Annotated in this window: 20 protein-coding genes and 1 other annotated feature; of the genes, 3 read left to right on the top strand and 17 right to left on the bottom strand. The window is 42.0% G+C overall.

Going from position 1 to position 20,485, the window contains the following annotated elements; genetic code table 11:
- From GPS65_RS07185 to zapA, 4 genes are all read right to left on the bottom strand, one after another.
- Positions 1-2,358, bottom strand: coding sequence for an endonuclease MutS2 (locus GPS65_RS07185; protein WP_119125714.1), 2,358 nt, complete (start codon positions 2,356-2,358; stop codon positions 1-3).
- Between the two features lie 21 nt (positions 2,359-2,379).
- Complete coding sequence (gene polX, locus GPS65_RS07180; protein ID WP_119125201.1) at positions 2,380-4,092, bottom strand: DNA polymerase/3'-5' exonuclease PolX; 1,713 nt, start codon at positions 4,090-4,092, stop codon at positions 2,380-2,382.
- A 114-nt stretch (positions 4,093-4,206) separates the two neighbouring features.
- Positions 4,207-4,740: a CvpA family protein gene (locus GPS65_RS07175; RefSeq protein ID WP_012010830.1), complete on the bottom strand. Its 534-nt coding sequence runs from the start codon at positions 4,738-4,740 to the stop codon at positions 4,207-4,209.
- Between the two features lie 7 nt (positions 4,741-4,747).
- Entirely contained in the window at positions 4,748-5,005 is a 258-nt protein-coding gene (gene zapA, locus GPS65_RS07170) for a cell division protein ZapA (RefSeq protein ID WP_012010831.1), read from the bottom strand.
- A 134-nt stretch (positions 5,006-5,139) separates the two neighbouring features.
- Between zapA and rnhC the strand changes: the two genes are divergently transcribed.
- Positions 5,140-6,063 carry a ribonuclease HIII gene (gene rnhC, locus GPS65_RS07165; protein WP_119125203.1) on the top strand — a complete coding sequence of 308 codons (924 nt, stop codon included), beginning with the start codon at positions 5,140-5,142 and terminating at the stop codon, positions 6,061-6,063.
- Between the two features lie 38 nt (positions 6,064-6,101).
- On the opposite strand, the gene pheT is transcribed toward rnhC, so the two are convergent.
- The 3 genes from pheT to GPS65_RS07150 form a co-directional block, all read right to left on the bottom strand.
- The gene (gene pheT, locus GPS65_RS07160; protein ID WP_161985390.1) at positions 6,102-8,516 is read right to left on the bottom strand and encodes a phenylalanine--tRNA ligase subunit beta; all 2,415 of its coding nucleotides are present in this window, start codon (positions 8,514-8,516) and stop codon (positions 6,102-6,104) included.
- Between the two features lie 15 nt (positions 8,517-8,531).
- Positions 8,532-9,566: a phenylalanine--tRNA ligase subunit alpha gene (gene pheS / locus GPS65_RS07155; protein ID WP_012010834.1), complete on the bottom strand. Its 1,035-nt coding sequence runs from the start codon at positions 9,564-9,566 to the stop codon at positions 8,532-8,534.
- Between the two features lie 376 nt (positions 9,567-9,942).
- Complete coding sequence (locus GPS65_RS07150; RefSeq protein ID WP_012010835.1) at positions 9,943-10,686, bottom strand: TrmH family RNA methyltransferase; 744 nt, start codon at positions 10,684-10,686, stop codon at positions 9,943-9,945.
- A 113-nt stretch (positions 10,687-10,799) separates the two neighbouring features.
- On the opposite strand from GPS65_RS07150, the gene sspI reads away from it, so the two are divergent.
- The gene (gene sspI / locus GPS65_RS07145) at positions 10,800-11,021 is read left to right on the top strand and encodes a small acid-soluble spore protein SspI (protein ID WP_003216243.1); all 222 of its coding nucleotides are present in this window, start codon (positions 10,800-10,802) and stop codon (positions 11,019-11,021) included.
- A gap of 41 nt (positions 11,022-11,062) precedes the next feature.
- On the opposite strand, the gene cstA is transcribed toward sspI, so the two are convergent.
- Together cstA and GPS65_RS07135 are read right to left on the bottom strand one after the other, a co-directional pair.
- Entirely contained in the window at positions 11,063-12,859 is a 1,797-nt protein-coding gene (gene cstA, locus GPS65_RS07140; protein ID WP_012010836.1) for a carbon starvation protein CstA, read from the bottom strand.
- Between the two features lie 351 nt (positions 12,860-13,210).
- A complete protein-coding gene (locus GPS65_RS07135) occupies positions 13,211-14,299 on the bottom strand; it encodes a M42 family metallopeptidase (protein ID WP_119125205.1) in 1,089 nt (362 codons plus the stop codon).
- Between the two features lie 179 nt (positions 14,300-14,478).
- Here GPS65_RS07135 and GPS65_RS07130 point away from each other — a divergent pair, with 179 nt between their 5' ends.
- Complete coding sequence (locus tag GPS65_RS07130; RefSeq protein WP_003216690.1) at positions 14,479-14,883, top strand: hypothetical protein; 405 nt, start codon at positions 14,479-14,481, stop codon at positions 14,881-14,883.
- A 17-nt stretch (positions 14,884-14,900) separates the two neighbouring features.
- On the opposite strand, the gene GPS65_RS07125 is transcribed toward GPS65_RS07130, so the two are convergent.
- The 8 genes from GPS65_RS07125 to GPS65_RS07090 all read right to left on the bottom strand — a co-directional run bounded on the left by GPS65_RS07125 (position 14,901) and on the right by GPS65_RS07090 (position 20,473).
- Positions 14,901-15,164 carry a DUF1294 domain-containing protein gene (locus tag GPS65_RS07125; RefSeq protein ID WP_012010839.1) on the bottom strand — a complete coding sequence of 88 codons (264 nt, stop codon included), beginning with the start codon at positions 15,162-15,164 and terminating at the stop codon, positions 14,901-14,903.
- A 63-nt stretch (positions 15,165-15,227) separates the two neighbouring features.
- On the bottom strand, positions 15,228-15,587 hold the full coding sequence (gene rplT, locus GPS65_RS07120) for a 50S ribosomal protein L20 (protein ID WP_003216409.1): 360 nt from the start codon (positions 15,585-15,587) through the stop codon (positions 15,228-15,230).
- Between the two features lie 31 nt (positions 15,588-15,618).
- Positions 15,619-15,819 (bottom strand): 50S ribosomal protein L35, encoded by a 201-nt coding sequence (gene rpmI, locus GPS65_RS07115; protein WP_003216324.1) that lies wholly within the window; start codon positions 15,817-15,819, stop codon positions 15,619-15,621.
- Between the two features lie 24 nt (positions 15,820-15,843).
- On the bottom strand, positions 15,844-16,359 hold the full coding sequence (gene infC / locus GPS65_RS07110; RefSeq protein WP_024718649.1) for a translation initiation factor IF-3: 516 nt from the start codon (positions 16,357-16,359) through the stop codon (positions 15,844-15,846).
- A 71-nt stretch (positions 16,360-16,430) separates the two neighbouring features.
- Positions 16,431-16,562, bottom strand: a sequence feature (ribosomal protein L20 leader region).
- 129 nt (positions 16,563-16,691) lie between these two features.
- On the bottom strand, positions 16,692-17,387 hold the full coding sequence (lrgB, locus tag GPS65_RS07105; RefSeq protein WP_012010840.1) for an antiholin-like protein LrgB: 696 nt from the start codon (positions 17,385-17,387) through the stop codon (positions 16,692-16,694).
- Between the two features lie 14 nt (positions 17,388-17,401).
- The gene (lrgA, locus tag GPS65_RS07100) at positions 17,402-17,845 is read right to left on the bottom strand and encodes an antiholin-like murein hydrolase modulator LrgA (protein ID WP_012010841.1); all 444 of its coding nucleotides are present in this window, start codon (positions 17,843-17,845) and stop codon (positions 17,402-17,404) included.
- 136 nt (positions 17,846-17,981) lie between these two features.
- Positions 17,982-18,719, bottom strand: coding sequence for a LytR/AlgR family response regulator transcription factor (locus GPS65_RS07095; RefSeq protein WP_044139936.1), 738 nt, complete (start codon positions 18,717-18,719; stop codon positions 17,982-17,984).
- Positions 18,716-20,473 (bottom strand): sensor histidine kinase, encoded by a 1,758-nt coding sequence (locus GPS65_RS07090; protein ID WP_119125207.1) that lies wholly within the window; start codon positions 20,471-20,473, stop codon positions 18,716-18,718. Before GPS65_RS07090 ends, GPS65_RS07095 begins: the two co-directional genes overlap by 4 nt.
- Positions 20,474-20,485: the final 12 nt, after the last annotated feature.

Below are 20,485 nucleotides of genomic sequence, written 5' to 3'. Positions count from 1 at the left end.
TTACTTTAATTCGACGATGGTGACGCCTGATCCTCCCTCACCTTGTTCGCCAAAACGAGCATTTTTCACACTTCGATGCTGTTTCAGTAATTCCTGAACCCCTTTTCTAAGGGCGCCAGTTCCTTTTCCGTGAATAATAGACACACGCGGATAACCAGCTAATACAGCATCATCTAAATATTTTTCGACTCTGCTTAAGGCATTTTCATAACGCTCGCCTCTTAAATCGAGTTCGAGCGAGACATGATAATCTTTCCCTTTAACTGCCGTGATGGCTTTTTCTTGCTTAAATTCAGGTGCTGATTTGATAAATTCCATGTCTTTTTCTTTTACCTTCATTTTCAGAATGCCCATTTGGACACTCCATTCTTTGTCGCCTGTTTGTTCAAGCAACGTTCCTTTTTGCCCGAAGGTGAGCACTTTGACTTCGTCGCCTGACTTCAGCTGTCTTACTGCTTTTTTCGCTGGCTCTGGCTTCTTTTTCCTGTCAAACTCAGGAACGGCTTCTTCAAGACGCTTTCGCGCATCGATGAGTTCATGCTCTTTGAATGAGCGGTGTTCACTTTTTATCGAACGGAGCTCTTGAATGATCTCTTCTGCTTCTTTTGATGCTTGTTCAATTTTCTCTTTCGCTTTCAGTTCAGCTTCTTCAAGCAGTTTGTCTTTTTGCTCATTCCATTCAAGAATTTGTCTTTGCAATTCTTTATGAAGCTTTTCTGCTTCTTTTCTATAGACTTCTGTCTCATGCAGTTCTTCTTCTGCCTGTTTCTTGCTATCTTCTAATGAAGCAATCATTTGGTCTACTTCATTATGCTCTGCATGCATATCCGCTTTTGCCCGGTCTATCAGGTGATCTGGCAAACCAAGACGCTTTGAAATTTCAAATGCGTTACTTCGTCCAGGCACACCGATGAGCAGGCGGTACGTTGGTGATAAGGTTTCGATATCAAACTCCACGCTTGCATTCGTGACGCCTTCCCGGTTATACCCATATGCCTTCAGCTCGGGGTAATGAGTCGTTGCAATGACACGTGCATTTGTTTGATGCACTTCATCTAATATGCTCATCGCAAGTGCCGCACCTTCAGCTGGGTCTGTTCCTGCCCCCAATTCATCAAATAAAACGAGAGAGTTAGAAGTCAAATTCTTTAAGATATCGACAATATTGACCATATGAGATGAGAACGTACTCAAGCTTTGTTCAATGGATTGTTCGTCTCCAATATCAGCAAAGACTTGGTCGAACACAGCCACTTCAGAGCCTTCTTCAACTGGAATATGGAGGCCCGCCTGTGTCATCAGCGTCAGAAGACCAAGCGTTTTTAAAGTAACGGTCTTTCCCCCTGTATTTGGTCCAGTGATCACAATTGTTGAAAAATCTTTACCGAGTTCAATATCATTTGCGACAACTTGATCCCGAGGCAATAGAGGATGTCTTGCTCGTTTTAAATAGATTTCTCCTTGATCATTCACAGCAGGTTTAGTGGCTTTTTCTGTCTTTGCATATTTAGCTTTAGCAAAAATAAAATCTAGCGTCTGTAGTTCCTTTACATTGTGAAGCAGTTCCCCAATGTGCTCTGACACACTCTCTGTCAGCATTTGCAGGATCTTTTCAACCTCTTGCTTCTCTTTTAAACGGGTTTGCTGCAAGGTGTTATTTACATCCACGACGACTTGCGGCTCAATAAAAAGAGTTGCCCCTGATGAAGACTGATCGTGAACAATTCCGCCGTAATTCGAGCGGTACTCTTGTTTCACTGGAATAACAAACCGGTCATTACGAATGGTGACAATGGTGTCTGACAGCATTTTTGAAGCCGATTGTGAACGAATCATCGCTTCTAATTTATCACGGACTTTTGATTCTAGTGAGCGTAATTGAATGCGCAATGAACGAAGGGCAGGGGTTGCATGATCAAGCACTTCTCCATTATCACCAATACAGCTTTCGATTTCTTTTCTGATTTCTGGCAGTAATATCAACGTCTCAGCATATGTATGAAGGCGCGGTATATCTACTCCATCTTCATACATGGACGTGAGAAAGTGTTTCATATTTTTCACCGCATATAATAGTCCTGCGATTTCCATCAGCTCAGAAGGGCTTAATGTACTGCCGATTTCTGCCCGTTTCACTGCACGTCTAATATCTGTTAATCCGCCAAATGGCGCAGATCCCTTTAAGCGGATCACATCTTGCGCTTCTGCTACCTCTTCCAGCAAATGCTGAATGGTTTCTATATCCGTCAAAGGTGTTAAATCCTGCGCTCTTTCTTTTCCTAATGTGGATGCGGTATAGGACATCACTTTTTCTTTTACTTTATGAAATTCTAATGATGATAACACTTTTTGTTGCAGCATGGTCCAGCCTCCTAACGACTACCTGTCACGCGTTAAAAACTTTTTGATCTCGTTTAGAGTAAAAGTATTCACGACATTTCCTTTTTGTGTCCAGCCCTTTCTTGCAGCTGTTACACCAACTTCCATATGTTCCAGCATGGCGATGTTGTGCGCATCTGTATTGATCATGATGTTCACACCCGCTTCATTTGCTTTGATTAAGTGCTCTGTTTTCAAATCAAGTCTTGATGGATTGCTGTTGAGTTCAAGTGCAGTGCCTGTTTTCTTCGCAAGCTCTATGAGCTGATCTATATTTAAGGCATAGCCATCCCGTCTACCGATTAAACGGCCTGTTGGATGTGCAATTAAATCAACATGTTGATTACGCAAGGCATTTTCAAGGCGTTCCATAATGACTTCTTCCGGCTGAGAGAAGCTAGAATGAATAGACGCAATGACAAAATCCATGTCTTTTAAAAAGTCATCATCATAATCTAACGATCCATCAGGCAGGATATCCATTTCGACCCCTTTGAATATGTGAAAATGCTCGAATTCCTGATTCAACTTATCAATTTCTTTTGCTTGCAAACGCAAACGTTCTTTTGTTAAACCGTTGGCTACTTTTAAATATTGCGAGTGGTCTGTAATCGCCATGTATTCATAGCCTTTTGCGATACATGCTTCCGCCATTTCACGAATAGAGAAAGCTCCGTCACTCCATGTCGAGTGCATATGTAGGTCGCCTTTGATATCTCTCAATTCTACAAACTGCATACTTTCTTTATACGTATCAATCTCTGCTCCGGTTTCACGAATTTCTGGTGGAATGAGCGGAAGTTGAAAATGCGCATAAAAAGCGCTTTCGTCTTTAAACGTTTTTACTTCTCCAGTTTCAATCGTTTCCACACCATATTCGCTAATGCGCTCTCCGCGTTCCTTCGCAAGCTGACGCATTCGAATATTATGATCTTTTGAGCCAGTGAAATGGTGCAGCGTCGTTGCGAATTGATCTGATGTCACAAGCCTGAAATCAACACTGATTTCAAAATCAAGGGCAAGCACAACAGATACCTTCGTATGACCGCTTGCGATTACATCTTTCACATCATCAAGTGCAACAAGTTGCTCTCTGACTTGCTCAGGATTGTCTGTTGCAATGATATAATCTAAATCTTTGACGGTTTCGCGTGCACGTCTTAAGCTGCCGGCTCTTGAAAAACGGATGATACCTTTCATCTCTTCAAGTGCATGATCTATCCGCTCTGCCACATCTAATGCAAAGCCAATTGGCAGTCGTTCTGGCTGCTTTCCTGCTTCTTCAAGAGCTGCAAGAATCTTTTCTTCTGTTTTTTTCCCGAAGCCAGCAAGCGCTTGTACCTTTTCCGCTTCGCATGCTTCTTTTAGAGACTGTGCATCATGGACGCCAAGCTCTTGGTAAAGCTTAGCGATCTTCTTCCCGCCGAGTCCTGGCAATTTCAAAAGCGGGACAAGTCCTTCAGGCACTTCCTTTTTTAATTGTTCGAGTGTTTCTGATTGTCCTTTTTCGATATACTCAGTGATCACAGCAAAGGTTCCTTTTCCAATGCCGGGTAATGCTAATAGATCATCTATTTGAGAAAGGCTGCGGTCATCTTGTTCCAGTGCCGCTGCTGCTTTACGAAAGGCAGAAATTTTAAAAGGATTATCTCCTTTTAGCTCCATATAGACTGCAATTGTTTCAAGAAGTTTGATAATATCTTTTTTATTCATCTCTCATCCTCCAGCCGCTTTGGCATCTTCATTTATAAATATACAAACTTTTCCTTCATCCTACAACTTTCTGTCATGGAATGAGAAAAAACTTCTCCAAGATAGGAGAAGTTTTTAAACTCCATACGTCGTCCATAAGTCTTTGACAAGACCGGACAGATAAGGGGTGTGGCTGACGATCGCATCTGCTAATATCGATTTGCTCAACATTGTTTGCAGTGCATCGACTGGAAGTAATGCAGCGACAAACAAGAGAATAAATACAAATAGATAGGTTTCAAGAAATCCTAAAACACCGCCAAGCAGTTTGTTGACCTGCTTAATTACAGGTATACTTGCAATGGTTGTGAGCAATCCGCCAATGATGGCGAGCAGGATTTTGGTCAAGATAAACAGAATGATAAACGCAATGGTATTATAATAAGCTGTTTCTAGATTCCCACTAAAGAAAGCGAGCTGCGCTTGACCGCCGCTAAAATTAGGTGCTGGAATCCACGTAAGCTGTGGTGCAAGTGACTGATAAAACATGGAAGCCACTAAGATAGAAACAACAAAGCTGATCAATTTAATAAATTGAAGAATAAACCCGCGTTTTAGACCGACAAGCGTTCCCATAAGAAGCAAAAACAAAATGATGATATCGATCACGGTAATTTCATTCCTTTTCTTTAAGCTGAATCTCTAGTTTTTCGTATTGCTCTTTTAATTTCAAGTAGTCGTGGACGACATTGACTGCTGTCAGTACAGCTAATTTGTTTATATCAAGGTATGGGTTTTTTTCATTTATTTCTCTCATTTTATCATCAACAATTGAAGCAACGTGTCGCATATGCATCTTCGTTTCTTGACCGATGATCGTATAGGACTGTCCGTAAATCTCAACTGTTGTTTTCGTTTTACCGCCGTCAGACAACGTTTCTCCTCCATTCCACGAGAATCCTAGTCTCTATCATAACATGTTTAGACATTGAATGGAAAGACGAGCCCTTCCCTGTTATGGTACACTTTAGAAATCAATGATATCAAGGTAAAAAGGAGTTATCCACTGTGCCCCAATCCGTCTTAAAAGCAACATCAGAAGACCTTAAAAAGATGAAGAGCGCGTATGCGCACCACCTAACTGATACGTTACCACCAGGCGCCCTTTTTCAAGCAAAGGTTCCTGGCTGTACGATTACAGCTTATCGATCTGGAAAAGTGCTATTTCAAGGACAAAAGGCAGAAGCTGAAGCCAGTCAATTCAGCCATTTAAAAGCAACTGATCCGAAAAGTTCAAAAACACCTGCTGTCACAAAATATAGTCCGCCGTCAGGGATTGCCTCTATGTCCGTCATCGGTTCAGATGAAGTAGGAACAGGTGATTATTTTGGACCAATAACGGTCTGTGCCGCCTATGTTGATGCCAGCCACCTTGCTCTCATGAAAGAGCTTGGCGTAAAAGACTCAAAAGGCCTAAAAGACCCGCAAATTATCAACATTGCTAAAGATCTCATCAAAACCATTCCGTTCAGCCTTCTCGTACTACGAAATGAAAAGTACAATGCCATGCAGGGAAAGGGCATGAGCCAAGGGAAAATGAAGGCGCTCCTTCACAACCAAGTCATCACCTCTGTGCTGGAGAAATTAGATGGGAAACAGCCTGAAGCTATTTTGATTGACCAATTTGCAGAACCGGGTATTTATTTTAAGCATCTTGCTGGAAAAAAAATCATTCGGGAGCGGACGTACTTTAGCACAAAAGCAGAAGGCATTCATTTGTCAGTTGCTGCCGCTTCCATTATTGCAAGGTACGCTTTTTTAATTGAAATGGATAAGTTATCTGAAGCAGCAGGGTTTGAGATTCCAAAGGGAGCAGGTCCTCATGTGGACAAGGCCGCTGCAAAGCTCATCAAGATGCACGGCGAAGAGGCTCTACGTCAATTTACAAAACTGCATTTTGCCAACACACAAAAAGCGAAAAAATGGTTATAAAAAAGAGCTAGGCCAATACGGCCTTAGCTCTTTTTTCTTTAACCGCGCAAGACGGCTTGATACGTATCTTCTAATGCTTTCAATACTTTTGTATGAACAGCGGTGACTTCTTCCTCTGTCAATGTTTGTTCCGGATTTAAATATTGGAGAGAGAATGCAACAGACTTTTTGCCTTCTTCCATGTGTTCACCTTCATACACATCAAAGACGGATAGATCAGTCAGTAAATTCCCGCCTGCTTCAAAGATGACCTGCTCCAGCTGTCCGCTTGAGATATGCTGATCTACGACAAGTGCAATATCTCTTGTCACAGCAGGGAATCTCGGAATTGCTGTATATTTCATATCCTTGGATTCAGACGTCATCACATCTGTTAAATCAAACTCGAAGACATATGTTTCTTTTAAATCTAATTCCTTTTCAACGACTGGATGAAGCGCAGCAACAAACCCAATGACTTTTCCATTTAAATGAACATCTGCTGTACGTCCTGGGTGAAGACCTTCACGCTCTGCTTGAACATATGTGATTTGGCCTGATACACCAAGCTTTTCAAATAGACCTTCTGCAATTCCTTTCGCTACATAAAAATCGACAGCTTTTTTCTCGCCCTGCCAAAGATTTTTATGCCATAAGCCTGTCAGCGCCCCAGCGACATGTTCTTTTTCCACCGGTTTTGCCCCTTCAGCTTCTGCTAAGAACACAGAACCCGTTTCATAAAAGCCAAATGAATCAGCTTGTCTAGCCAAGTTATAGGCAACTGAATCAAGTAAGTTTGGCAGTAGACTTTGTCTAAGCACACTTCGTTCCTCACTCATTGGCAAGGAAAGTCTTGTTTTATAAGCTGAATTCAATGCAAAGGCAGTAGATTTATGCTGATTTGTCAATGAATACGTGATCGCTTGAGAAAGACCTGCGCCTTCTAAGAAACGTCTCACCTTTCTGCGCTTCACTTGGTATGGCGTGAGACCTCCAACTGTACCAGCTGTCGCAGGTAGTGTAGATGGGATATTATCGTAGCCGTATAATCTCGCAACTTCTTCAATGAGATCTTCTTCAATTGTGATATCCATTCTGCGAGAAGGAACCGTTACAACAAGTACGTCATTTGATTCACCCACTGTAAAGCCCAGTTTGTTGAAAATTTGAATCATATCTTCTTTTGAAATGCTCATGCCAAGCACCTTGTTCACACGCTCAGTGGATACGTGGATGACATTCATATTTGTTTCAAGGTGGTTTTCCTCCACAGTCCCACTTAACACTTCACCACCTGCATAGATGCTGATCAATTGCGCTGCTCTTTCGGCTGCTGATTTCGTACGTTGCGGATCAAGTCCTTTTTCAAATCGTGTGCTTGATTCACTGCGAAGCCCTAAATCTCTAGATGCTTGACGGACTGTTTGACCGTTGAAATATGCCGCTTCTAAGAGAATCGTTGTCGTTTCATCACGCACCTCTGATTCAAGGCCGCCCATGACGCCTGCGACAGCGTGCGCTTTCGTGCCATTCGTGATGACAAGATGCTTTGATGAAAGTGTACGCTCTTGCTCATCAAGTGTTTGAATGCTTTCACTATCAGTTGCTTTACGTACGACCACTTGCTTTGAACCAAAGCGATCATAATCAAATGCATGAAGTGGCTGACCGTATTCAAGCAGTACAAAGTTTGTAATATCGACGACATTGTTAATTGGGCGAATGCCTGCATTCATCAATCTTGTTTGAATCCAAAGCGGTGCTGGTCCAATCTTTACATTTTTAATGATCTTCGCAGCATAAAGTGGATTCGCTTCTTGATCTTCAATTTTCACAGAAATATAGTCTGCTGCTTTTTCTGAAGACGTGTCATGTGCTGTATCAGGAAGTTTGATCTCTTTCCCTAAGATGGCTGCAACCTCATAGGCAACACCTAGCATATTCAGGGCATCCGCGCGGTTTGGCGTTAAGCCAAGCTCAAGTACTGCATCGTCTAACTGAAGTGCCTGAAGGGCATCTTCCCCGGGTTTGACGTCATTTGGGAAAACAAAAATACCTTCTGCATATTCTTTTGGTACGAGTTTGCTTTCGACACCTAATTCTTGCAGAGAACAAATCATGCCATGAGACTCTTCGCCGCGCAGCTTTGCTTTTTTAATTTTAAAGTTCCCAGGAAGGACTGCGCCAACCGTTGCGACAGCCACATATTGACCTTTATCCACATTCGGCGCCCCGCAAATAATTTGAACCGGTTCGTCTTCTCCGATATCCACAAGACATTTGTTTAATTTGTCTGCATTCGGGTGCTGTTCTCGCTCCACGACGTGTCCAACAACAACTCCTTTAATGCCCTCGCCTTTATATTCAACGGCCTCCACTTCAATTCCACTTCTTGTGATTTTTTCTGCTAATTCATCCGGCTGAATGCCTTCTAAATCGACATAGTCTTCTAACCATTTATATGAAACAAACATGTTGATTTCCTCCTCTTAGTCCTGCTTGAATTGCTTTGTGAATCTAATATCATTTGTGTAGAAATGACGAATATCATCAATGCCGTATTTGAGCATCGCAATCCGTTCAACACCCATTCCAAAAGCAAAGCCTTGGTAAGTTTCCGGATCAAATCCGCTCATTTTCAGGACATTCGGATGAACCATTCCAGCTCCTAAAATCTCAATCCAGCCTGTTCCTTTACATACAGAACAGCCTTTTCCTCCACATTTAAAGCAAGACACATCCACTTCTACAGATGGTTCTGTGAATGGGAAAAAGCTTGGACGCAGTCTAATTTCACGATCTTCACCAAACATTTTTCTTGCGACTGTTTCAAGCGTACCTTTTAGATCACTCATGCTAATATTGTGATCAACAACAAGCCCTTCAATCTGCATAAATTGATGTGAATGAGTCGCGTCATCACTGTCTCGTCTATATACTTTCCCAGGGCAAATGATTTTCACAGGACCTTGTCCTTTATATTTTTCAAGTGTACGCGCTTGAACTGGTGACGTTTGTGTTCTGAGCAGTGTATCCTCGGTAATGTAGAAGCTGTCCTGCATATCACGTGCCGGATGCTCCTTTGGAAGATTCAGCGCTTCAAAGTTATAGTAATCCGTTTCTACCTCAGGACCTTCTTCAACGGTATAGCCCATGCCAATAAATAAATCTTCAATATCTTCAACAACAATCGTTAATGGATGTCTTGCCCCTATTTTGATTGGGTTTGCTGGCAATGTCACATCGATCGTTTGAGACGCAAGTTTCTTTTTCACTTCTTCTTTTTCCAGCTGTTCATTTTTTTCAGCAATAGCACCAGCAATCTGCTCTCTCACTTCGTTTGCGAGTGCGCCCATTTTCGGTCTTTCTTCTGCGGAGAGCTTGCCCATTCCGCGGAGTACCTCTGTGATCGGTCCTTTTTTCCCTAAATATTGAACACGTATGTCATTGACTTCTTTGAGCGAGCTAGCTGCTTCAACCTTCGCTATCGCTTCTGTTTCAAGCTGTTTTAACGTTTCTTGCATGAGTGTAATCCTCCTTTTGATATACAAAACCGCCTGGATAAACGGCTGTTTGATCGTTTGAAGACAATAAAAAACCCGTCCCCTCTAGAAAAGAAGGGACGAGTTGTGGTCGCGGTACCACCCTTGTTAAGCACAAATACATGTGCGAATAAGCTTCATTGACATAACGGAATCAAACGAATCCGGTTCACCTTTACGCAAAGCTTGCGGTCCCGGTGACAACTCCAGAGGTGAATTCCTGTTTCCGCATTCCTTAAATGCACTTTCAGTCTACGATGCATTCTCCCTATAAGGCCGCTCCTTGAAACAATCTTCCTCTATCATGGTTTTTAAAATATTAGTTTCATTATAGTGAAAATGAGCGCATGTTGCAACACTATCCACGCAAATGATAAACAAGAACTGCCGCTGCAACAGCCACATTTAATGATTCAGCCTGTCCATACATTGGCACATATAAATTGTGGTCAGTCATTTGAAGAATCTCTGGGTTTATACCCCCTCCTTCATTACCCACAATCAACGCAAACGGACCTTCTGCCGTTACGCTTTTATACGCTTTCGCATTGTTTAGCGCGCTTCCGTATACAGGAATGCCTTGCTCCTTACATGCTGCTATGGTCTGCTGAAGGCTTTGCTTTAAAATGGGTAGGTGGAAATGTGACCCTTGTGCGGAACGGAGCGTTTTTCCGTTATACGCATCAACTGTTCCATCGCCTAAGATCACAGCATCAAGACCTGCTGCATCTGCTGTCCGAATGAGTGTGCCTAAATTACCTGGGTCCTGCACTGCATCTAACAGAAGAAGTCGTTCATACTTCTTTTCTTCAAATACAGGAACTGTACAAACTGCCGCGATGTGCTGAGGCGTTTCCGTTTCGGTCATGGCAAAAAAGGCTTCTTCGCTCAGTTCATAAAGCTCAATGTCAGGATCGATATGAGAAGGAAGCTTATCAGGCGATGTGACCATTAATTCTTTCACAGCTCGGCTCTTCAATGCTTCTTCGACTAAGTGGATTCCCTCCACGAGAAACAGCCCCGTTTTCGTTCGTTCTTTTTTCGTATGGAGCTTTTTCCACTGTTTAATGTGTGTGTTTTTTGCTGATTCTATATATTTCAAGTGACTTTAACTCCTTTAAATATCATGAATTTATTATATCTCATGCACACTACATAATAAACCTGTCTTTGAGACAGAATAGGGCTATCACCATCAAAAAAGGAGTGTGGGTAATGGATTTTAATTTAAGAGGCGCAGTCATTCAAAACATTACTGGCCATAATCAAGAACAGCTTGAGCATACGATTTTAGATGCCATTCAAAGCGGTGAGGAAAAAATGTTGCCAGGCCTTGGCGTGTTGTTTGAAGTGCTATGGCAAGAAGCATCAGAAAACGAGAAGAACGAGATTCTTGAAACATTAGAGCAAGGCTTAAAGCCTCATCAGCAGCAATAAAAAAAGCCGGTTTGCTTATCATAGCAAACCGGCTTTTTCATTTAGCCAGTGATCGGTGTTTCCATTCGAAGCGTTGGATCACGCCAAATGTCAACCCATTTTTTAATCGCAAACACAATAATCACAAATCCTAAGATCAGCATAATGATTGACAGCACCGCATTTAGCACACTGTAACCCGATGCCTCGGGATTAAGGTATACATTTGCTACCATCCAATAGCCCGCATAATTCACTGTCACATATAAGTAAGCAAGTGGAATTAAACAAGTCAGCATATAGCGCCTTTTATCTGCAATTTTTAATACAACGGTTGCTCCGATGATAAGTCCGACCGATGCCATTAACTGGTTTGACACCCCAAACAGTGCCCAAATGGACCCGATGTCTCCAGAGTAAAGCAAATACCCCCACATAAAACAAGCAAGCGCACTTGCGAACACCGACCCAGGGACCCAGTCATTTCGTTTAAGCGGTTTATAAGCTTCGCCAAAAAAGTCTTGAATTAAATAACGTGCCACACGTGTTCCTGCATCAATAGCGGTTAAAATAAAGACAGCTTCAAACATAATGACAAATTGGAAAAAATAAGACGCCAAATGACCAAAGAACGGAATTCCCGTAAAGATATACGCCATTCCTACAGCTAATGTCACAGCTCCACCCGTTCTTCCTTCTAAATCAAGACCAATTTCCTTACTCAGCTGCGGAAGGTTCTCGACACTCATCCCGAGAGTCCGGAACACTTCTGGCGTACTATTTATCGCAAAATAATCACCTGGATGAAGAGCCGTAGCGGCAATTAACGCCATAATTCCAACTAGACATTCGACTAGCATTGCGCCAAAAGCGACAGGCTTCATATCGCTCCATCGATCAAGCATCTTAGGCGTTGTTCCAGATCCAACAAATGCGTGGAAACCAGAAATGGCCCCGCAAGCAATAGTAATCGAAATAAACGGCCAGACAGGACCAGCTAAAACAGGACCTCCTCCATTGACAAACTCCGTAAACGCTGGGAATTGAATCGTTGGATTGACAACAAAGATTCCAGCAATCAATGCGATAAAAACACCTATTTTCATAAAGCTACTTAAATAGTCCCTCGGTGCGAGCAGCAGCCAAACCGGCAATGCCGCAGCAAAAAAAGCATAGATCGGTAAAGCAAGAGCAAGCGTTTTTGTATCAAGTGTTAAAAGATCGCCAAGTGCCGTTCCTTGAATATTCGGCCCAAGGAATACACCGACCATCAGCAAAATAAATCCCGCAGTTGTCGCCAGTTTTAAATTGCCTGTCTTTTTATAATAAAGACCAACCCCCATCGCAATTGGAATCGTGATTCCGACTGCAAATGTCCCCCAAGGGTTACGTTCTAACGCATGAAGCACAACCATGGACAAACCTGCCATTGTGATCGTAATGATAAACAGCATCGCAAGCCCTGTACAAAATCCTGCGACAGGTCCTAGCTCTTCCTTTGCTACCTCAGATAACGATTTCCCCTTTTTTCTCATCGACGCAAATAAGACGACAAGATCATGTACAGCTCCGCCAATCACTGCGCCAATTAACAGCCAAAGAAGACCCGGTAAATACCCGAATTGTGCGGCTAAAATCGGCCCCACTAACGGACCGGCAGCTGCAATCGCAGCAAAGTGATGCCCAAATGTGACCCACTTATTGGTTGGCACATAATCTTTTCCGTCCTCTAATGTGTGAGCTGGTGTAGGATGATCGTCTGTCACCTTTAAGACCTTGACCATCATAAAAGTGCCATAAAGACGATAGGCAATCGCTAAAATACACATAGAAGCTATGACAATTGTAACCGCATTCATTTAACCATCCCCTTTGCACAAACAATTTGTTACAAATATAACATAAATTGATTGATTTTTCTTTCTTTTAAAACCAAGTTGACAAATAAGAATAATATGTTTATTCTTGAGGTATCTTCACCTACTTCCATAAACTCTCTTTTGACAGGGCATTCTTTAGGCTCTGTCCTTTTTATTGCTTTCATCTTACAAAAATAAAAGCCAGATCACATGTGCCTTATTCACTAGAATATGTTTTCTTCTTCTGTCAAAAACAGTTCTTTTTGACGTAATGAAAAAACAGCATTCATTTCCTGGGAAATTCACTGAAATAAAAAAGCCCTTCCCCTATTTGAGGAAAGGCTTTCTTACTTAAGAACCGTACGTGATCTGCTCAACCGTTTTTTGATCAAGTCTTTTGATCACTTCTGTTAAAAGCTTCACTGCATTTTCATAATCATCTCGGTGAATCATCGCAGCATGGGTATGGATATATCTGCTTGGTATCCCGATCGATAGTGATGGCACACCATGACCTGTTAAATGGATACCGCCAGCATCTGTCCCGCCGCCAGGCATGGAATCATATTGGTAAGGGATGTTCAATTCATCCGCTGTTTGGACAACAAAATCGCGAAGCCCTTTATGAGATACCATCGAAGCATCAAATACAACAATCGTCGGCCCTTTGCCAAGTTTGCTCGTTGCTTCTTTTTCAGTGATGCCCGGCGTGTCTCCTGCTACACCAACATCAATGGCAAATCCAATATCAGGCTGAATTGTAGACGCTGCTGTTTTGGCACCACGCAGGCCAACTTCCTCTTGTACAGTTGAAACACTATAAGCAATATTCTCATGCTGAGTATTGTGTAAGTTCTTCATGACATCAATTGCTACTGCACAGCCGATACGGTTGTCCCATGCTTTTGCAAGGAGCATTTTTTCATCATTCATCACTGTAAACTCAAAATAAGGAACGATTTGATCTCCAGGCAGAACGCCCCACTCCATTGCCTGTTCTTTGCTTGATGCACCGATATCAATAAACATATCTTTAATCTCAATCGACTTTTTTCGTGCTTCAGGTGACAAGACGTGTGGCGGCTTTGAGCCAATCACCCCTGTAATGTCTCCCTTTTTCGTTACAATGGTGACACGCTGCGCGAGCATGACCTGTGACCACCATCCACCGACAGTTTGGAAACGAATGTAGCCTTTGTCATCAATTTTTGTCACCATGAATCCGACTTCATCCAAGTGACCAGCAAGCATAATTTTAGGTCCGTTTGCGTTTCCTTCCTTCTTAGCGATTAAGCTGCCAAGGCGGTCACTAGAGACTTCATCTGCATATGATTCTATGTATGTCTGCATGACTTTTTTGACATCACGTTCATTTCCTGGAATCCCTTTTGCATCCGTTAGGTCTTTCAGCATAGTTAATGTTTGATCTAGCTTTGTCATTCCATATATCCTCCTTTATCTTCATGGTGCATTCTTATTATACAAAACCTCTTTCGTTCAATACGATCTTTTTATGAATATTTTTTCGTTTTCCGAAATATTTTTTTAAAAAAAGTTGAAACCTTTTGGCCTTTTCATTCGTAGTACATCAGATAACGGTATTGGAGGTGCATCCTGTCATGTTTGTAATCCTCATTAGACTAGCTCTTGTTGCACTGCTTGTCTACATCTTCTACATGGCGGTAAAATTCTTCTCAAATCCGAGAAGAAAGCTGAAACAAGCACAATTAAAAGAAGGCTTTTATTTTATGGACGAACAACAAAATGCACGTAAAAATTTTAATTTCGTCTATAAAGGTGTCTTGTTTGAAGGGGAGAAGCATGTTCCTTCTAAGGATCATCCTCTGTTTGTCCACTCCATTTACGTTTGGACGGAGTCACCTGAGAAGCTAAGTGAATTTACATTAGAAGACTTTGAAAAATTGGAGGAAAACATTATCGAACGTTATCCTCAAACAAAAATTGATTGGGATCAACCCATTAAAAAAATCAAACAAAAGAAAGGAGCAGATACGCCGTCTTGACGGCGTCTGCTCCTTTTTCAGATGAACTGATATCCTAATATGATCAACTGCACCATGATTAACACGGGCATGCCAATTTGAAAGGCAGGATGCTTTGTTTTATGACGAAAATATTGCATCCCTAGATACGATCCAGCAGCCCCAAAAAGCACGGCAGCACTCCATAAGTGAGCCTCTGAAATCCTCCATTTATGCGCTTTTGCCCGGCGCTTGTCCTCTCCCATAAGAAAGAAACCATAGCCATTTACCAAGATGAGCAGCACAATTAACGCGATATTCATTTATTTCACCTCACATGATGAGCAAAAAAGATCATCCCTCGACGGAATGATCTTTTATATGACTTACTTGTCTAGTTGTGCTTTTGCAGCATCAGCAAGCTGATTGAATGCACTTAGGTCATTCACAGCAAGGTCAGCAAGCATTTTGCGGTTTACTTCGATACCAGAAAGCTTTAGGCCATGCATTAAACGGCTGTAAGAAAGACCGTTCATGCGAGCTGCAGCATTGATACGAGTGATCCATAGTTTACGGAAGTCACGTTTTTTCTGACGACGGTCACGGAAAGCGTAGTTTCCAGATTTCATCACCTGTTGGTTTGCTACTTTATATAATCTATGTTTTGAACCGAAATAACCTTTTGCTAATTTAAGAACCTTTTTACGACGCTGACGCGACACAGTTCCGCCTTTTACTCTTGGCATTGTAATTCCCTCCTATGATTCCTATTCCAGATTACTTGATGTTTGCAAGTTGTTGTTTGATGCGTTTGAAATCTCCAGCACTTACGATTGCGCTCTTACGCAATTTACGTTTTTGCTTTGTAGATTTGTTAGCGAACAAGTGACTTGTGTACGCATGAGAACGTTTAAGTTTACCAGAACCTGTTTTTTTGAAACGTTTAGCAGATCCGCGGTGAGTTTTCATTTTTGGCATTGGATGTTTCCTCCCTCTGTTACTTTACTTTTCGACTTTTGGTGCAAGCATGAGGAACATGCTGCGTCCGTCCATCTTAGGTTTTGTTTCTACTGTTGCTACTTCAGCGCAAGCTTCAGAGAAACGGTCTAACACGCGCTGTCCGATTTCTTTATGCGTAATCGCACGGCCTTTAAAGCGGATAGAAGCTTTCACTTTATCGCCCTTTTCAAGGAATTTGATTGCATTACGGAGCTTCGTGTTAAAATCATGTTCATCGATTGTCGGGCTCAACCGAACTTCTTTTAAGCTAATGATTTTTTGATTCTTACGTGCCTCTTTTTCCTTCTTCTGCTGTTCGAATCGGAACTTACCGTAGTCCATGATTCGGCAAACAGGTGGTTTTGCATTTGCAGCAACTAACACAAGGTCAAGATTGGCTTTCGTAGCAATTTCCAGAGCTTCCTGGCGGGTTTTAATTCCCAGCTGATCGCCATTTTGTCCGATCAAACGAACTTCACGCGCACGAATACCTTCATTAACTAATTGATCTTTGCTAATAGTGAGCCACCTCCATGAGATTTTGAATTGAGTTCACAATTCATTTTGACCATTTCGTTGTATGTTTTACAGGCAAACAAAAAGTGTGGGCATATAAAACACCCACACTGCGAACATTTGCATGAAAAAATAAATGTACGGTCAACCTGTCAACTACAAACACGTGTCAATCAGGTGAGAAGCGGGTGCTTCTGCTTGTGATATCTATTCAATTCGTTAATTATTCTACACAATTTTCATTTGTCCGTCAAGTAACCGAACTCTTGAAACAACTTTTTCATTCTAGCATGATTAAACGAATAGAGCAAGGCTTTTTCAAAACAATGACGCCATCAAAGGATGAATTGCATAAAGATTGGGATGACAATGACGGTCACAACTCCTACGACCACAACGGCGATACTTGCCATGGCCGCTTCTACTTCACCCATCTCAATTCCAACAGAGACGCCAAGTGCATGTCCTGATGTACCAAGTGCAAGCCCTTTTGCCACTGGATTTTTAATTCGAAACCATTTTAAGAAGAAAGCACCTAGCGCATACACGATGACTGCATTAAATATGACCGCAAAGGCTGTGATATCTGCAATTCCGCCAATATCCTTTGCAATCGGAAGAGCAATCGCTGTCGTCGCTGCCTGTGGGAGCATACTTTTCATGACAGCTGCATCAAGATGAATTCCTTTTGCTACGACATACACAATTGTAATGGAACAAAGTGATCCTACAAAAATAGCGGATAAAATCTGCCACCAATATTTTTTAAGCAATGCACGCTGCTTATAAAGCGGAATAGCGAAAGCAATGGTCGCGGGCTCTAAGAAAAACTTGATAATCTTGCCGCCCTCATTATAATCTGCATAGGAAAAACCGCCAATTTTTAAAAATAAAATACCTAACAACATGGCTACAAACAGTGGTGTGAATAAGAAGAAGCCTTTTGATTTTTTAAATAAGAATGTACCGATTCCAAAGGCGACTAATGAGACGACTATACCAAAATAAGGACTCATTGTACTTGTACCCATCCTGCATCTCTCCTTTAATGCGTACTTGAAGCTGGTTTATTAGAATGAGAAGGAGTCGATTTGCTCTCCTTTGTCTCTTTACGTTTCTGTGGTTTTTCTGATAATTGCATGAGAAGCTGTGAAAATAGCCCTGTCGCTGCAAGCAACATAATCGTTGCAATGATGATAACACCGACGACTTGCACACCTACTTCTTGCATGACACCTAGTGATTGAATAACCGAAATACCAGAGGGAACAAATAGAAAGCTAATGAGCCCTGTCAATGATGTACCTAATTGCTCCACCTGCTCCAGTTTGACGATTTTCGTTGTCAGCAAAACAAATAATAGAACTAGACCAATCACAGATGCAGGCATCGGAATGGGTAAATACATTGAAATGAGATTAGAAACGAACATTACGGTTGCAAAGATAAATGCTTGAGATAGAAATCCATATACTTTAGTGGCACTCATGCCCCTTCACCTCTTTCTTCGACTGACCTCAGTATACGGCATGAAATAAATGAATGAAGCGTTTACAATCAAACTCGCCGGATTCAATGAATGAAATGCAGAAAACGAGTATTGAAATACAAATAAAAAAGCCGTCCTATTCTAGTAGGAGCGACTTCTTTAGTTCTTTGGCGTACGTACGGCTGACAGGAATAATCGATCCGTCTGTCATATGCAGATTATACGTCGAATTAAACCACGGCTGTACTTCTTTCATATGAGAGGTGTTCACGATATAGCTTCGATGAACCCTCATAAAGTAAGCCTCAGGGAGTTTCTTTTCAATGACCACAAGCGGTTCTGTGACCTCGTACATGTGATCCTTTGTTTTTACAACCTTTTTTCCCTCACTAAGCCCTACATACATGATCTCTTCTACTTGCAGAATGACAATTGAATCATCGACTGAGATGGCTAATTTTTGCTGATGGGGAATTTTCTCATCTGATAGCTGGTGGTCTTGCGTCTCAACAGACTTCCACTTTTTAAACTTTTGGATCGTTTGCAAAAGCCGCTCTTCATCAAATGGTTTTGTTAAGTAATCAAGCGCACTGACCTCAAACGCCTTTAGCGCATATTGATCAAAGGCTGTCGCAAATACAATCGCTGGCGGATCAGACATCCGGTTGAGCCTTTTGGCAATATCAAATCCATTTTCACCTGATAAATCAATGTCTAAAAAGAGCAGGTCCGGCTTATGATCCACCATCCGGTCAAAAGCTGATTCTATATTTTCTGCTTCCTCTATTTGAACATCCTCTTTCGTTCTGCGTAATAAGTATTTTAATTCGTCTCTTGCTAACACTTCATCATCTACGATTAATACGTTTATCAACGAAAATCATCCTTTTTTACATAGTCCATTGGAATGCGAAATGAGATGTCAGTGCCTTGGCTGCTATGAATGGATAGAGCTGCTTGTCTGCCAAAAATCCCTCTTAACCGCTGATCTAAATTAAAAAGAGCCGTACCTGTTCCTTCTTTTGATTCAACAGGCGCTTTTAATAACTGAGCCATCTTGTCATTCTCGATTCCTTGTCCATTATCCGTCACTTTCATATTGACATGTCCATCTTTCATCACAGCGGATACGATGACTTCACAGCTCGTTTGATGTTTAGGAAAAGCATGTCTCACTGCATTTTCAACAAGTACCTGAAGCACAAATGGCGGAATCATCACCTGCTCCAGCTCCTTTTCAATTTGAAAGGTCACGTGATATTTATTTGGAAACCTTGCTTGTTCAAGTGACAAATATGCTTCTACATGCTGTATTTCTTTATGAAGTGGGATGAGCAGCTGGCGGGCGCCTTGCAAATTGGATCGAAAATAAATACTCAGCTGAAGCAGCAACTTCCTAGCCATCTCTACATTCGTTCTACACAAAACAGAGATGGTATTAATGGCGTTAAATAAAAAGTGCGGATTCACTTGCGCTTGAAGTGCTTTGATCTCTGCATCCTTTAGCAGACGGCTTTGGGTCTCCGCCTCCCCAAGCTCAAGCTGTGTAGAAAATAGCATCGCCAAACCCTCTGCAAGCTCCTCTTCCACCAAGCTTAATCCGACCGGAGAATTGAAATACATTTTTAATGTTCCAATCGTTTGACCATTGGAGGTGAGGGGCAGCACAATCGCCGCTTGAAGCGGGCAATGGGTGACTGAACAATTAATTTCGTCTTTCGAATGTGCCTTCATAATTTTGCCGCTCATCAATACTTGTTTCGACAGCCCTGTAATGAGGCTTTTCGATGGAATATGATGATCTGTCCCATCACCGACATGCGCTAAAATCTTTTCTGTATCGGTTAAGGAGACCGCATCTGTTTCTGTTAATCGATGAATGATCTCCGCCACACTTTTACATGACTGTTCATTTAACCCTTGGCGGAAGAAAGGCAGCGTTTGATCGGCGATTGAAAACACGCGGTGTGTCTGCATCGCCTTTGCTTGCTCTTCTTGCCGAATGACTGACTGTAAGATTGATAAAAAGATAAAGCTACCAATTCCATTCACAAAAATCATCGGCAAGGCAATAATACTCACAAGCCCCCAAGCATCAGCAAATGGCTTTGCAAATAGAAGGATAATGACCATCTGCAACGATTCCATTGCCACACCAAAAAGTGCGGCTTGGCGAGGTGTCACCATTCGATTCTTCCGCTTAAACCTACTCCCGACATAGCCTGCAATCACACCGGCTAAAATCGAAGAAATCGCACAGCTGAGTGCCGTGCTTCCTCCTAATGAATAACGGTGAATACCAGCTAAAAGCCCTGCGCCAATACCAACAAACGGCCCTCCTATTAATCCGCCCATTTCGATCCCCATGATTCTCGTATTGGCAATCGAGCTTGACGAGCCGAGATGATAGGAAAACTCATGGTTCATGACCATCTGCTGCTGGATTTCAATTCCTGTGTAATTGCTGATAATACTAAAAGAAGCAAAAATAAAGACAAGGACTGCCTTTTTTCGAAACCCTTCATTATGAAGCAATAGATTGCGAAAGCCCTTCACATGGGCAAGCACAAACCCTAAAATAACGATGATCCCGACACGCTCGATCATCATAATAATTAAATGAAGCAAACCTGCCACCTC

The organism is Bacillus pumilus (genome assembly GCF_009937765.1).
GTDB classification, from domain to species: Bacteria; Bacillota; Bacilli; order Bacillales; family Bacillaceae; genus Bacillus; species Bacillus pumilus_O.
The sequence above is the reverse complement of the archived record's forward strand: the minus strand, read 5'-3'. Positions and strand labels throughout refer to the sequence as shown.

What these genes read in the sequence shown, in the direction of transcription:
- rpmI (WP_003216324.1), bottom strand. Translation starts at nt 15,819, where the DNA reads ATGCCAAAAATGAAAACTCACCGCGGATCTGCTAAACGTTTCAAAAAA.
- lrgA (WP_012010841.1), bottom strand. Translation starts at nt 17,845, where the DNA reads ATGAGTGCCACTAAAGTATATGGATTTCTATCTCAAGCATTTATCTTT.
- cstA (WP_012010836.1), bottom strand. Translation starts at nt 12,859, where the DNA reads ATGAATGCGGTTACAATTGTCATAGCTTCTATGTGTATTTTAGCGATT.
- rplT (WP_003216409.1), bottom strand. Translation starts at nt 15,587, where the DNA reads ATGCCAAGAGTAAAAGGCGGAACTGTGTCGCGTCAGCGTCGTAAAAAG.
- GPS65_RS07130 (WP_003216690.1), top strand. Translation starts at nt 14,479, where the DNA reads ATGTTTGTAATCCTCATTAGACTAGCTCTTGTTGCACTGCTTGTCTAC.
- pheS (WP_012010834.1), bottom strand. Translation starts at nt 9,566, where the DNA reads ATGCAAGAAACGTTAAAACAGCTTGAAACAGAAGCGATAGCGAAGGTT.
- pheT (WP_161985390.1), bottom strand. Translation starts at nt 8,516, where the DNA reads ATGTTTGTTTCATATAAATGGTTAGAAGACTATGTCGATTTAGAAGGC.
- sspI (WP_003216243.1), top strand. Translation starts at nt 10,800, where the DNA reads ATGGATTTTAATTTAAGAGGCGCAGTCATTCAAAACATTACTGGCCAT.
- polX (WP_119125201.1), bottom strand. Translation starts at nt 4,092, where the DNA reads ATGAATAAAAAAGATATTATCAAACTTCTTGAAACAATTGCAGTCTAT.
- GPS65_RS07125 (WP_012010839.1), bottom strand. Translation starts at nt 15,164, where the DNA reads ATGAATATCGCGTTAATTGTGCTGCTCATCTTGGTAAATGGCTATGGT.
- lrgB (WP_012010840.1), bottom strand. Translation starts at nt 17,387, where the DNA reads ATGGGTACAAGTACAATGAGTCCTTATTTTGGTATAGTCGTCTCATTA.
- GPS65_RS07135 (WP_119125205.1), bottom strand. Translation starts at nt 14,299, where the DNA reads ATGACAAAGCTAGATCAAACATTAACTATGCTGAAAGACCTAACGGAT.